This window comes from Allobosea lathyri, from assembly GCF_900108245.1.
In the GTDB taxonomy this organism is placed as follows: Bacteria; Pseudomonadota; Alphaproteobacteria; order Rhizobiales; family Beijerinckiaceae; genus Allobosea; species Allobosea lathyri.
The window spans coordinates 849,242-862,447 of sequence record NZ_FNUY01000001.1 but is presented as its reverse complement, the minus strand read 5'-3'; the positions used below and the strand labels follow the sequence as shown (position 1 = coordinate 862,447).

At 65.1% G+C, this 13,206-nt stretch carries 12 protein-coding genes; 5 read left to right on the top strand and 7 right to left on the bottom strand.

What is annotated here, in order from left to right:
• Positions 1–69: 69 nt before the first annotated feature.
• The 3 genes from C4S73_RS03935 to C4S73_RS03925 all read right to left on the bottom strand — a co-directional run bounded on the left by C4S73_RS03935 (position 70) and on the right by C4S73_RS03925 (position 2,955).
• Positions 70–960, bottom strand: coding sequence for an ABC transporter permease (locus C4S73_RS03935; RefSeq protein ID WP_103871110.1), 891 nt, complete (start codon positions 958–960; stop codon positions 70–72).
• Positions 957–1,772 (bottom strand): ABC transporter ATP-binding protein, encoded by an 816-nt coding sequence (locus C4S73_RS03930; RefSeq protein ID WP_244595419.1) that lies wholly within the window; start codon positions 1,770–1,772, stop codon positions 957–959. Before C4S73_RS03930 ends, C4S73_RS03935 begins: the two co-directional genes overlap by 4 nt.
• A 151-nt stretch (positions 1,773–1,923) precedes the next feature.
• Complete coding sequence (locus tag C4S73_RS03925; protein ID WP_103871108.1) at positions 1,924–2,955, bottom strand: ABC transporter substrate-binding protein; 1,032 nt, start codon at positions 2,953–2,955, stop codon at positions 1,924–1,926.
• 234 nt (positions 2,956–3,189) lie between these two features.
• Here C4S73_RS03925 and C4S73_RS03920 point away from each other — a divergent pair, with 234 nt between their 5' ends.
• From C4S73_RS03920 to C4S73_RS03910, 3 genes are all read left to right on the top strand, one after another.
• Positions 3,190–4,581, top strand: coding sequence for an FAD-binding oxidoreductase (locus C4S73_RS03920; protein WP_103871107.1), 1,392 nt, complete (start codon positions 3,190–3,192; stop codon positions 4,579–4,581).
• 77 nt (positions 4,582–4,658) lie between these two features.
• Positions 4,659–5,318, top strand: a complete 660-nt coding sequence (locus C4S73_RS03915; protein ID WP_103871106.1) for an NAD(P)H-binding protein — start codon at positions 4,659–4,661, stop codon at positions 5,316–5,318.
• 31 nt (positions 5,319–5,349) lie between these two features.
• Complete coding sequence (locus C4S73_RS03910; RefSeq protein ID WP_103871105.1) at positions 5,350–6,147, top strand: creatininase family protein; 798 nt, start codon at positions 5,350–5,352, stop codon at positions 6,145–6,147.
• A gap of 173 nt (positions 6,148–6,320) precedes the next feature.
• Here the strand turns inward: C4S73_RS03910 and soxR are convergent, their stop codons facing one another.
• Complete coding sequence (gene soxR / locus C4S73_RS03905) at positions 6,321–6,776, bottom strand: redox-sensitive transcriptional activator SoxR (protein ID WP_103871104.1); 456 nt, start codon at positions 6,774–6,776, stop codon at positions 6,321–6,323.
• 76 nt (positions 6,777–6,852) lie between these two features.
• Here soxR and C4S73_RS03900 point away from each other — a divergent pair, with 76 nt between their 5' ends.
• Entirely contained in the window at positions 6,853–7,443 is a 591-nt protein-coding gene (locus tag C4S73_RS03900; protein ID WP_200827907.1) for an NADPH-dependent FMN reductase, read from the top strand.
• A 269-nt stretch (positions 7,444–7,712) separates the two neighbouring features.
• Complete coding sequence (locus C4S73_RS03895; RefSeq protein ID WP_103871103.1) at positions 7,713–8,477, top strand: MBL fold metallo-hydrolase; 765 nt, start codon at positions 7,713–7,715, stop codon at positions 8,475–8,477.
• A 208-nt stretch (positions 8,478–8,685) separates the two neighbouring features.
• Here the strand turns inward: C4S73_RS03895 and C4S73_RS03890 are convergent, their stop codons facing one another.
• The 3 genes from C4S73_RS03890 to otnK all read right to left on the bottom strand — a co-directional run bounded on the left by C4S73_RS03890 (position 8,686) and on the right by otnK (position 12,983).
• A complete protein-coding gene (locus tag C4S73_RS03890; RefSeq protein WP_103871102.1) occupies positions 8,686–10,215 on the bottom strand; it encodes a malonate--CoA ligase in 1,530 nt (509 codons plus the stop codon).
• A 40-nt stretch (positions 10,216–10,255) separates the two neighbouring features.
• Positions 10,256–11,590, bottom strand: coding sequence for a malonyl-CoA decarboxylase (locus C4S73_RS03885; protein WP_103871287.1), 1,335 nt, complete (start codon positions 11,588–11,590; stop codon positions 10,256–10,258).
• A 118-nt stretch (positions 11,591–11,708) separates the two neighbouring features.
• Positions 11,709–12,983, bottom strand: a complete 1,275-nt coding sequence (gene otnK, locus C4S73_RS03880) for a 3-oxo-tetronate kinase (RefSeq protein ID WP_342210559.1) — start codon at positions 12,981–12,983, stop codon at positions 11,709–11,711.
• Positions 12,984–13,206 lie beyond the last annotated feature (223 nt).

The following is a 13,206-nucleotide window of genomic DNA, read 5'->3' as shown; positions in this document are numbered from 1 at the left end:
GCAATCCAGAGGCGCACGCTCGACGTCCCCCTGGATTGCTTCGCTGCGCTCGCAATGACGGCGAAAGCATCAATTCTCCCGCTTCAGCGCGCTTTCATGCCAGCGCCGCAGCAGGACATGCGAGATCCAGCTCGTCGCCAGGAAGATCGCGATACCCGACAGCGAGATCATGATCAGGGCCGCGAAGACGCGGGGAATCTTGAGCTGATATCCCGCCTCCAGGATACGGTAGGCGAGGCCCGAGGCGCTGCCGCCAGTGCCGGCGACGAATTCGGCGACGACCGCGCCGATCAGCGCCAGGCCGCCCGAAATCTTCAGGCCCGCGAGGAAATAGGGCAAGGCGGCCGGCAGTTTCAGATAGCGCATCGTTTGCCAGCGCGTCGCGCCATAGAGCTGGAACAGGTTGACGAGGTTATGGTCGGCCGAATTCAGCCCGAGGATCGTGTTCGACAGGATCGGGAAGAAGGCGACGATCCAGGCGCAGATCAGCAGGGACAGGTTGATGTCGCCGGCCCAGATGATGATCAGCGGCGCGATCGCCACGATCGGCGTCACCTGCAGGATGACCGCATAGGGCAGAAGCGACATTTCCAGCCATTTCGACTGGGTGAACAGCACGGCAAGCGTGACGCCGACGATAATTGCGGCCGCCAAGGCCAGGAAGGTGATGCGCAGCGTGATCCAGAGCGAGGCCGACAGCGTCGCCCAGTCGGCGATCAGCGTCTGCCCGACCAGCAGCGGTCCGGGCAGGATATAGGGCGGGATCTCGCGCCACCGGACGAGAAACTCCCATAGTCCGAGCGCGAGGACGCCGATGACCAGCGGCGCCAGGATGCGCGGCCACACGCTGGCCGGCAGGCCGAGAATGCGCGCCTCAGTAGCGAAGACAGGCCGCGCCTCGGCATCGGTGCCGTCATGGGGAACATGAGCCTGCAGGGCATCGACGGGGGACGAGCTCATGAGCCGATCGCCTCCTTGAGCTTGGTCGAGACGACACGGCAAAGATGGGCGTAATCGCTCGATGTCCGGAACAGGTCGTCGCGCGGATAGGGCGCATCGACATCGAGATCGGCCATCACCCGGCCGGGCCTGGCCGCCATCACAACGATGCGCTTCGAGAGATAGACGGACTCGAAGACCGAGTGGGTGACGAAGACGGCCGTGAACTTCTCGCGCCACCAGAGTTCGAGCAGATCGTCGTTCAGGCGATGGCGGGTGATCTCGTCGAGCGCCGCGAACGGCTCGTCCATCAGCAGGATCTTCGGCTTCATCACCAGCGCGCGCGCAATCGAGACGCGCATCTTCATGCCGCCGGAGAGTTCGCGCGGATACGACGTCTCGAAGCCCTTGAGGCCGACCAGCGCCAGCATCTCCACCGCGCGGGCCTCGGCCTCGCGTCGGGGCACATGTTTCAGGACCAGCGGCATCATGACGTTGGCGAGCGCGCTCGCCCAGGGCATCAGCGTCGGGTCCTGGAAGACGAAGCCGAGATCGCGCTGCGGTTTGCCCGACGCGTCATGGTTCGTCGTCGGCCAGTCGATCGTGCCGGTCGAAGGCGTGCCCAGCCCCGCGACCATGCGCAGCAATGTCGACTTCCCGCAGCCCGACGGGCCGAGCAGGCTGATGAATTCACCCGTTCCAAGATCGAGATTGACGTCGCGCACGGCCAGCGTGCCGTTGGCGAACTGCTTGGAAACGTGGCGGATGCAGACGAGCGGCTTGCTGCCGTCGGTGCGTCTGATGGTGGGTGTGCTCAGATAGGCTGTGTCCAAAGCCTGATGATCCATTGTCTGTGACTATCGCAACAACCGCGCCGCCATCCCGGGCTTGCCCCGGGATCCATCGAGGGGCGTCGAACTCTAGGATGGATCCCGGGTCAAGCCCGGGATGACGGTGAGTTTCCCTGCCAATATGAAAGAGCGCCTATGCCTTGCCGACGCCCTTGTTGATGAATTCGAGGCTGTAGGCCTTCTTGATGTCGACGCCGGGCGGGAAGACGCCGGCCTCGGTCATCGTCTTGTAGAAGCTCGCCCAGCGCGCATCGGTCATGGCGCCAATGCCAAGCGTCAGCGCATCGCCGGAGAGGACGATGCCCCGCTCGTTCATCACCTTGACGGCATAATCGATCTTTTCCTGATCCATGTCGGGATTATCCTTCAGGATCAGGGCGTTGGCAGCCGCGACTGCGGGGCCGCCCTTCATGTATTCCGCCCAGCCCTCGAGCGAGGCCGTGACGAAGCGCTGCACCAGATCCTTCTTCTGCTCGACCATCTTCCGGGAGATGTTGATGGTGGTGTTGTAGTTCTCGAAGCCGGCATCGGCGATGAGATGCACGACCGGCTTCACGCCGCCCTGTTTCTCGATCGCGTAGGGCTCCGAGGACAGGAAGCCCTGCTGCGAGATGGTCTTGTCGGCCAGGAACGGGGCCATATTGAAGGTATAGGGCCGGATCTGCTCGTCGGTGAAGCCGAACTTCGCCTTGAGGAACGGCCAGAAGCTGACGCGCCCGCCGGCGCCGACAAGGATCGGCTTGCCCTTGAGCGCAGCTAGCGTGTCATTGCCCTGGTTCGGATGGGAGATCAGCACCTGCGGATCCTTCTGGAAGATCGAGGCGATGGTCAGGAAGGGAATGTCCTCCTGGGCATAGCGGATCGACTCGAAGGAGTTCGACATGATCATGTCGACTCGGCCGCCGAGCAGGAGCTGCGAGGGGTTCTGCTGCGGGCCGCCCATGCGGATTTCGGCGTCGATGCCGTATTTCTTGTAGATGCCATTGGCGAGCGCCAGATAGAAACCGCCATGCTCGCCCTGCGCCCGCCAGTTGGTCTGGTAGCTGACCTTGTCGAGCGTCTGCGCGTTGACGCGTGCCCCGGGAACCGGAACGAGGACCGAGGCGGCCGAGCCGCCGATCAGGCCGAGCGCCGCGCGCCGGCTCACGCGATACTTCATCGTCATGCAGGAAACCTCCCTGAACAGGTTCGGCAAGCGCCGTGTTCGGCCGCGGGCGAGCAAACTATATGCCATGCCGGGCAAGGCGCTGGAAATGTGTCATCGCGCCTTTTCGCACAGAGAACATGCATATGCCCAAATCATCGGCATGTCGTTTCCGTCCACCGGCACATGCATGCACGCGCTTCCCAGCGCAGCTCATCCGGCTAAGGTACGCCAACTCTCGTGACCGGTAACACCATGCCCCACCCTGCCCTCGCCGCCCTGCGCGCCGAACTCGCCGACCTGACGCTCTATGACGATGCGCCGTCACTGCGCATGAACAGCCGCGACTTCTTCTGGTTCTCGCCGGTGCTCAAGCCCGATCTGGAGGACAAGCACGCCGAGCTGATCGTGCTGCCCCGCGACAAGGACGAGGTCCGGCGTGTCGCTTCGGCCTGCGCGCGCCATCGCGTCCCGCTGACGGTCCGTGGCGGCGGCACCGGCAATTACGGGCAGGCGGTGCCGCTGGAAGGCGGCGTGGTCATGAACCTGACCCGGCTCAACCGCGTGGTCTCGACAACGCTCGGCGCGGGCCGTTTCGAGGCCGGCGCGAACCTGCTCGACATCGACAAGGCGCTCGCGCCGCTGGGGCAGGAACTGCGCATGCACCCCTCGACGCGGGCGCAGGCGACGATCGGCGGCTTCGTTGCCGGTGGCGCGGCCGGCGCCGGCTCCTGCACCTGGGGCCAGATCGACAATCTCGGCGCCGTGATCGCGCTCGAGGTCATGACCGTCGAGCCCGAACCGCGCCTGATCGAACTAAAGGGCAAGGAGATCCTCAAGGTGATGCACGCCTATGGCGTCAACGGCATCATCACCGAGGTCGAGGTTCCGCTCGCGCCCGCGCATGCCTGGTCGGAGCGGATCGCGACCTTCGACACGCTGAAAGCCGCCGCCGCCTTCGGCCAGGCCTTCACGGAGTGCGACGGCATCGCCAAGAAGCTGGTCAGCATCCACGACGCGCGCATTGCGCCTTATCTGCGCCGGCTCGGCCCCTATCTCGGTGAGGACAAGGCCTTCGCCATCCTCATGGTCTCCGAGCCGCAGGCCGACGAACTCGACCGGCTGATCGTTGAGATGGGCGGCACCGTCACCTTTTCGCGCGGCGCGGCCGAGGCGCGCGCGGCGGCTTTCGGCGAGCATCGCGAAAAGGGCGCGCCGGGGCCGCTCTACGAATACACCTGGAACCACACGACCCTGCATGCGCTGAAGGTCGACCCCAACATCACCTATCTGCAGCTGCGCTTCCCGCCCGGCCGCAATCTCGAACTGCTCGACTGGGCCGAGAGGCATTTCCACGACGACGTGCTGTTCCACATCGAGTTCCAGCGCCGGCAGGGCAAGGTCTATCATTCCAGCCTGCCGCTGGTGCGTTTCTCGACGGCCGAGCGGCTGCACGAGATCATGGCGCAAGCAGAAGCCGCCGGCATCCAGGCCTCGAACCCCCATAGCTGGGTGCTCAACAATGCCGGCTGGAAGCAGATCGATGCGCCGCAGCCCGAGTTCAAGCGCCTCGCCGACCCATTCGGACTGATGAACCCCGGCAAGCTGCTGGGCTGGGAGGCGACGGCCGCCGAGGCCGCGGAGTAGGCCATGCCGTCCCTGCTGCCGGAAAGGTCCCTATCGTGAAGGCCATGTCTTGAAGGTCATGTCGTGAAGGTCATGTCGTGAAGGTCCTGATTTTCGGCGCGACCGGCATGGTCGGACAAGGCGCGCTGCGCGAATGCCTGCTCGATTCCGCTGTCGGTGAGGTCGTCGCCATCGGCCGCAGCCCGAGCGGGCAACAGCATGCCAAGCTGAGCGAGATCGTTCATGCCGATCTGCTCGACTACAGCGCGATCGAAAGCGAGCTGACAGGCTTCGATGCCTGTTTTTTCTGCCTCGGCATTGCGTCCGCCGGCATGAGCGAAGCCGATTACAGCCGCATTACCTATGAGATGCCGGTCGCCGCCGCGCAGACCCTGCTCAGGCTCAACCCCGGCATGGTCTTCGTCCACACCTCTGCAGCCGGCACCGACAGCAGCGAAAAGGGCCGCGTCATGTGGGCCCGCGTCAAAGGCAGGACGGAGAACGCCCTGCTGCGCATGCCGTTCAAGGGCGTCTATATCTTCCGCCCCGCCATGATCCGCCCGATGCATGGCATCCAGTCGCGCACGACGCTGTATCGTGTGCTCTACAAGGCGCTCGGCCCGCTGCTGGCCCCGCTGGAAAAACGCTTCCCGCGCTATGTCACCTCGACCGAGAGGATCGGCAAGGCGATGCTGAAGGTCGTGCGCAGCGGCGCGCCCAAGCACGTCCTTGAATGCGAGGACATCAACCGCCTATGAGACCATCGGCCGTATCGAGGATGATAGCATCATGACCGCACGCTTCTGGGGCGACCTGAAGACCACCGATTTCGAAGGGTTGTCCGCCGACAGGACCGTCGCGGTGCTGCCGCTGGCGGCGATCGAGCAGCATGGTCCGCATCTGCCGGTTTCGGTCGACACCACCATCATGAACGCCATGCTGGCTGAAGCGATGCCGCTGGTCCCCGCCGGCCTCGATGTGCTGGTGCTGCCGACGGTTGCCATCGCCAAATCGAACGAGCATCTGCATTCGCCGGGTACGCTGACCTTGTCCTGGGAAAGCGTGACCCGGAGCTGGATCGAGATCGGCGAGAGCGTTCTGCGCGCCGGGCTGCGCAAGCTGGTGATCGTCACCTCGCATGGCGGCAATATCGACCCGATGAAGGTCGTGGCGCGGGAGCTGCGCGTGCGCCATGGCATGCTGGCGGTGACGACCGCCTGGCGCGCCTTCGGCCTGCCACAGGGGGTCTATGCCGATCTCGACGCCAATCACGGCATCCATGCCGGCGACATCGAGACCTCGCTGATGCTGCATTTCCGGCCCGACCTCGTCGACATGACCCAGGCCGGGCGTTTCGACCCGCTGACGGTCGCGATGCAGAACGACTATAAATGGCTGAGGCCGACCGGGCTGCACGCGTTCGCCTGGATGGCGCAGGACGTCAACGCCTCGGGCGCAGCGGGCGATGCGAGCCTGGCCACAGCCGAGAAGGGCAAGGCGACGGCGGCTTTCCAGGCCAAGGGTTTTGCCGAGCTTCTGGCGGATGTCGCGAAGTTCCCGCTCGCGAATTTGCATAAGGCGGGCTGAGGCCAGCCCGCGAAAACGACGTTGCCTATGCTCGAAACACATCGTCATCCCGGACGCAGCGAAGCGGAGATCCGGGATCCATCGGAGGGCTCATCGCTCTACGATGGATCTCGGATCTGCGCGGCTTCGCCGCTTGTCCGGGATGACGTGTGTTTCCGAGCCAGGACTGCACATCAATCGGGATCGAGCAGGCGCGGGCCCGGCCCCTGCTCGGCTAGTCGATCCCACGGATTGTGCAGCGGGCAGTCCCTGACCGACAGGCAGCCGCAGCCGATGCAATCTGTCAGGTGGTCGCGCAGGCGCGTCAGCCGGTCGATCCGCCGTTCGAGATCCTCCTTCCATAGCGAGGACATCTTCGCCCAGTCGGCGGCGGTCGGCGTGCGTTCGGCCGGCAGCGCCTTGAACGCCTCGCGGATCGTCTTGAGCGGAATGCCGGTGCGCTGGGCCACCTTGATGATCGCAACCCGGCGCAGGACCTCGCGCGCATAGCGGCGCTGGTTGCCGGCGCTGCGGCGGCTGCGGATCAACCCTTCGGCTTCATAGAAATGGATCGCGGAGACGGCGAGCCCGCTGCGCCGGGCTACGTCGCCGACGCTCAATTCGGCGAGCCGCATTGGGTTTCCGGGCATCGACGCGACCTCTTGACCTTAACCTTGGTTGAGGTTTTATAGATCGCGCTCCCGACATGCAAACCGGAGCCTATCCATGCACCGCAGGATCGAACCCCGGATCAAGCTCGCGCTGATCTATGGAAGCACTCGCGAAGGCCGTCTCTGCGACAGGGTCGCAAGCTGGGCCGCGCAACAGATCGAAGGCGACGGCCCCTTCGACCTCGACATCATCGACCCTCTCCTGCTCGACCTGCCGGATCGACATCCCCGAGCCGAGCACGCTGCCGTGCAGGCGTTGAGGCAGCGCATCGACGATGCCGACGGCTTCGTCATCGTGACGCCGGAGTATAATCGCGGCTATCCGGCCGCCTTGAAGTTCCTGATCGATCTCGTCGGCACGGAATGGCGCGGCAAGCCCGTCAGCTTTGTCTCCTATGGCGGGTTTTCCGGCGGCTTGCGGGCGGTCGAGCAATTGCGGCTCGTCTTCTCCGAACTCCACGCGACCACGATCAGGGACGGCGTCTGCTTTTCCAATGCCTGGAGTCTGTTCGACGCGTCCGGCCGGCTTGTGGACGCCGACCGGCCGGAGAAGGCGATGGCAACGATGCTCGCGCAATTGCACTGGTGGGCAAGCGCGCTGCGCCATGCGCGCAACAGCGTGCCATACGGGCAATTCGCGGCCTGAGAGACCGCCGGGAAGGTCTCCAGCCCTCATCCTGAGGAGCAGCCGGAGATGCGTCTCGAAGGATGATTCAGGAGGCTCTGGAAACAGCTGGAACATCCTTCGAGACGCCGCTTTGCGGCTCCTCAGGATGAGGGCTCAATTCTCGAGCGGTCTCTGAGACGCCTGCCGTTACCTCACGGATCCGTGGGAAGTGCTTCACAAATTCGAACTGGTTGCCGGGCGGCGATGGCGAAACAATGCCATGACCGTCACAGGGACCAGGTCAATCCATGCAGCTTCAGCTTCTCCGCAATGCCACGCTCAAGCTCAGCTATGCCGGCAGGACGATACTCGTCGATCCTGATTTCGGCGCGCGGCACAGTCGGCGCGCGCTCGCCGGCAAATCCGCCAATCCCATGGTCGACCTGCCCATGCCGATCGAGGACATCCTTGTCGGCGTCGATCTCGTGATCGTGTCGCATCTGCATGCGGACCATTTCGACGATGTCGCCAAGGAGTGCGTCCCCAAGGACCTGCCGCTGATCTGCCGGGCGGGCGATGAAGAGGCCATCGCCAAGGCCGGGTTCACCGCGATCAAGCCGCTCGACTGCTATCAGCGGCTCGGCTCGATCATCATCAAATGGCAGCCGGCCCAGCACGGAACCGGCGCCGTCGTCGAGACGATGGGGCCGGTGATGGGTTTCAGCCTGGAGGCGCCGGGCGAGCCGGCCTTGTACTGGTGCGGCGACAGCGTGCTCTATCCGCCGCTGCAGGAGGCGATCGCAGCGACCGACCCGGACGTCATCGTGACGCATTCCTGCGGCGCGCTCTGGGATGGCACGCTGATCGTGATGGATGCGCAGCAGACGCTCGACCTCTGCGAAGCCGCGCCGGGCGCGACGGTGATCGCGACCCATATGGAGGCGCTCGACCATGCGACGATCAGCCGGGCCGCCCTGCGTGAGGCGGCCGACGGGCGCGGGATAGGTCCCGACCGCCTGCTGATCCCCGCGGATGGCGAGACGGTCGAGATCAGAGCGGTCGTCGCTGCATAGAGCAAGCGGTCTTGCTGTGCGCAGCGTTGGCTCCGAACCCCTGACCCGTCATCCTGGGCGTAGCGAAGCGGAGGCCCGGGATCCATCGGAGGGCCAATTCATTGCCAGAAGCGAAGCTCTACGATGGATCCCGGATCTGCGCGGCTTCGCCGCTTGTCCGGGATGACGCGGTAGTTCGCGCGCGACGCGACCAGCGGGTGGCCTGCCCCTACTCCCCCGCCTTCATCTGCCGGGCGTAGATGTCGCGATAGGTTTCGCGCAGCAGGTTCTTCTGGACCTTGCCCATGGTGTTGCGCGGCAGGTCGTCGACGATGAAGACCTGCTTGGGCAGCTTGAACTTGGCGAGGCGCTGGTCGAGCGCCCTGGAAATCGAGGCGGCGGTGATGTCGGCGCCCGGCTTCACCACGACGACCGCCGTGACGCCCTCGCCGAAATCGGGATGCGCGCAGCCGAAGACAGCGCTCTCGACGACGCCCGGCATTTCGTCGATCTCGGTCTCGACCTCCTTGGGATAGACATTGTAGCCGCCGGTGATGATCAGGTCCTTGCCGCGCCCGACGATATGGACGTAGCCGGCCGGGTCGATCTTGCCGAGATCGCCGGTGATGAAGAAGCCGTCGGCGCGGAACTCGGCGGCGGTCTTCTCCGGGTTGCGCCAATAGCCCTTGAAGACATTGGGACCCTTGACCTCGATCATGCCGATCTCGTCGCGTCCGAGCACCTTGCCCGTCTCGGGATCGGTGACGCGGGCAGCCACGCCCGGCAGCGGGAAGCCGACCGTGCCGGCGACACGCTCGCCCTCATAGGGGTTGGAGGTGTTCATGTTGGTCTCGGTCATGCCATAGCGCTCGAGAATGGCGTGGCCGGTGCGCTCGCGCCATTCGCGATGGGTCTCGGCCAGCAGCGGAGCGGAGCCGGAGACGAAGAGGCGCATATGCGCGGTCGCCTCCTTGGTCAGACGCGCATCCTGAAGAAGCCGGACATAGAAGGTCGGAACGCCCATCATGCTGGTCGCCTGGGGCAGATACTTGAAGACCTGCTCGGGATCGAATTTCGGCAGCAGGATCATCGACGCGCCGGCGAAAAGCACGACATTCGTCGCCACGAAGAGACCGTGCGTGTGGAAGATCGGCAGCGCGTGCAGCAGCACGTCGTCCTTGGTGAAGCGCCAGTAATCGACCAGAGCGAGCGCGTTCGAGGCGAGGTTGTCATGGCTCAACATCGCGCCCTTGGAGCGCCCCGTCGTGCCGGAGGTGTAGAGGATGGCGGCAAGATCGTCGGCCCCACGCTCGACATCGGCGAAGTCCGGCGAGGCAGCGGCGGCCTTGTCGAACAGCGTGCCCACGGAGACGCCCAAGGTCTCCAGCTTCGCGCCGGCCTTCTCGGCATAGGGTTTCAGCGCCTCGGCCTTGGCGGGATCGCACACGAAGACGGACGGCCCGGCATCGCCCAGGAAATATTCGATCTCGGCGGGGGTATAGGCGCTGTTCAGCGGCAGGAAGATCGCCCCGGCGCGAACCGTGCCGAGATAGAGCATCAAAGCCTCGATGCTCTTCTCGACCTGCACGGCGACCCGGTCGCCCGGCTTCACGCCGAGCGTGACCAGCGCATTGGCTGAGCGGGCCGAGGCATCCAGCATGTCGGCATAGGAATAGCGGCGGCCGTCATCGAGCAGCGCGAACGGAGCCTCGGGCGCAGGGATGCGCGCCTTCACGAGGTCGAAGAGGTAGTTGCCCATGATTTCGGGTCCTTTCAGGCGTTTTTACGGTTGGTCAGGGTCAGGCCGTCGCCGGCCGCAACAGCTTGCGCACCCCCGACGAGGCAACCACGGTGTTTCGTGTCGCGAAAGCTTCGTGGTTGGTCTCGATGTCGTCGAGGTCGTAACGGTAGTTCACCATCACGCCATGCGACTCGCGCAGGCCCCGCGCCGAGAGATTGCCGCCGACATTGATACGCTCCAGTCGCGCGCCGTTGCCGAGATGGAATCGCGCGACGGGGTCGATGACGCGTCCCGACGCCGTCCTCGCCCGCAGCATGTATTGCGCGGCCATCTGGCCCAGCAGCTTGTCGCGGCGCGCTTTGGTGGGATCGTCGAGCGAGATCGTCTCGCCCGCCGGCCGCGCGAGTTCGGCGCGCTCCTCATTGGTCAGACGGAACTCGCCGGGATCCTCAACGATACCGTCGAGCCAGCGGGCGAAGCCCGGCACGGGCGACAGCGTGACGAAGGTGTCGAGCCCCGGCAATTCGCGCTTCAGATCCTCAGCGACCTGCTTGATCAGGAAATTGCCGAAGGAGATGCCGCGCAGGCCCTCCTGGCAGTTCGAGATCGAGTAGAACGCCGCCGTCGTTGCGGCCTGCGCCGGCAACAATTCGCGCTCGCCGCTCAACACCTCGCCGATGCTGCGCGGGATGTCGCCGGTCAGCGCGACCTCGACGAAGATCAGCGGCTCGTCGATCAGCTGGGGATGGAAGAAGGCGAAGCAGCGGCGATCGCCCGGCTCCAGGCGCCGGCGCAGATCGTCCCAGCCCTGGATTTCGTGCACTGCCTCGTAGCGAATGATCTTCTCGAGCACGTTTGCGGGGGTGCGCCAATCGATGCGGCGCAGGACCAGAAAGCCGCGATTGAACCACGAGCCGAAGAGATGGCGGAAATCGCTGTCGACGGCCTTGAGATCTGGCTGCACCTCCATCGCCTCGAACAGCGCCTCGCGCATGCTCACCAGCACATGCGTGCCGCCCGGCGCGAGATTGAGGCGGCGCAGCAATTCCTGCCGCCGCGGTTCCGACGCCAGATGCAGAGCCGCGATATTCGCGGCGCTCTGCTCCTCGCGATAGGCGTCGATCGCCTTATTCAGCTTGTCGTGATCGGGGCCGAAGCGCTCCTGCAGCAGGCTGAAGAAGGCGAGCCTGGCCGGCTTGTCCAGCCGCTCCCACTCCTCGAGCACGGCCTGCGCCAGCGCCATGCCGGAAGCCTCGCCACGACCCGACAGCAAATCCTCGCACAGGCGATCGATCGACCGGTTGCGGCCTCCCAAGAAGCGCTCGAAACCGATCAAGGCCCGGCCGCGATCGGCCACGGTGGTCAAGAGATCGCCGAGAAACGCCATATCCATGCCGGCTCTCACCAAGGGTTGGAGCATGATATCGACCGAAAACCTGGATCCGATCCTCGGCATCATGCTCGTATGTGCAGTGCATCCTACACGGGATTGGGCAGGCGGAAACCGCGTCTCAGCGCAGCAGGTTCCAGGCCTTCAGGAAGAAGTCCGGCGTGCCGAAATTGCCCGATTTGAGGGCGATGACCAGTTCGGGCCCATCGACCACGCGGGTCCAGGGCACGCCAGGGTCGATTTCGGGGCCGATTTCGAGCGTCCTGATCCCCAGCCCCTGAACCACGGCTCCGGAGGTTTCGCCGCCGGCAACGAGCAGCCGCGATACGCCGCCCTCGGCGAGCAAACGGGCGGTATCAGCGAAGGCCTGCTCGACAGTATGGCCGGCCTCATCGCGCCCGAGCTTCTGCTGGATGGCGGCGACTTCGGCGGGGTCATCGCTCGAATAGAGCAGGAATGGCTTGTCCTGCGGCTGCGCCAGCGCCCAGGCGGCAAGGCCAGCGGCATCCTGCTCGCCCGCGACCAGCGCGAGCGGATCGACCTTCAGCGCGGGATAGCCCGCCTCGACCGCCGCCTTGATCTGGCCGCGGGTCGCGGTCGAGCAGCTGCCCGAGATGATGCCGGCGCGGCCAGCGGGCGCGCTCAGGCTGTCCGGCGTTGTGCGCTCGGAGAGCAAACCGGCCTTGCGGAAGTTCTGCGGCAGTCCCATCGCGATGCCCGAGCCGCCGGTCAGCAGGACATGGCCGTCGACGGCTGCGCCCAGCACCAGCAAATCGTCATTGGTGAGGGCGTCGGTCACGACGTAACGCACGCCCTCGCCTTCCAGCTTGGCGAAGCGCGCCTTCACGGCGTCGGCGCCTGCGAGCACCGTCGCATAGTCGACATGGCCGACCGGCGCTTTCGTCTGCGCGGCCATCAGGCGCATCAGGTTCGAATCGCGCATCGGCGTCAGCGGGTGGTCCTTCATCGAGCTCTCGTGCAGCGGCACGGCCCCGACGAAGAGATAGCCCTGATAGATCGAGCGGCCATTGGCCGGAAAAGCCGGGCAGATGATGGCGAGCCTGGCTCCCAGCCGCTGCGCCAGCGCATCGGCGACCGGCCCGATATTGCCCTGAGCGGTCGAATCGAAGGTCGAGCAGTATTTGAACAGGATCTGCTTCGCGCCGGCGGCCAGCAGCGCCTCACAGGCGGCAAGCGAATCCGCGACCGCCTCGGCTACCGGGTTGGTACGCGACTTCAGCGCGACGACGATCGCCTCGGCCTCGGGCAGCACTGCGCCGGGCTTGGGCGCGCCAATCACCTGGACCGTGCGCATGCCGGCGCGATTGAGCATGAGGGCAACGTCGGTCGCCCCCGTCATGTCGTCGGCGATCACGCCCAGCAGCATCGAACCCATCTCGTTTTCATCTCCCGCCCAAATCCGAAGGCGCGCCTCTTGTAGTCAGAGATTGCCGGCGAAGCGACAGAGATCGACGCAAGAGCGGCCTCGCCGGCAACAACCGTCACTGGCCGTTAAATTGCATGCAATGCCCGGCCAGAATGGCATGCAAAGCGAGCTACGAAATGGTGCGGCGCGGCATCGACGCCAGCCTCGATCTGAGTCACGTTGGTACCAACCG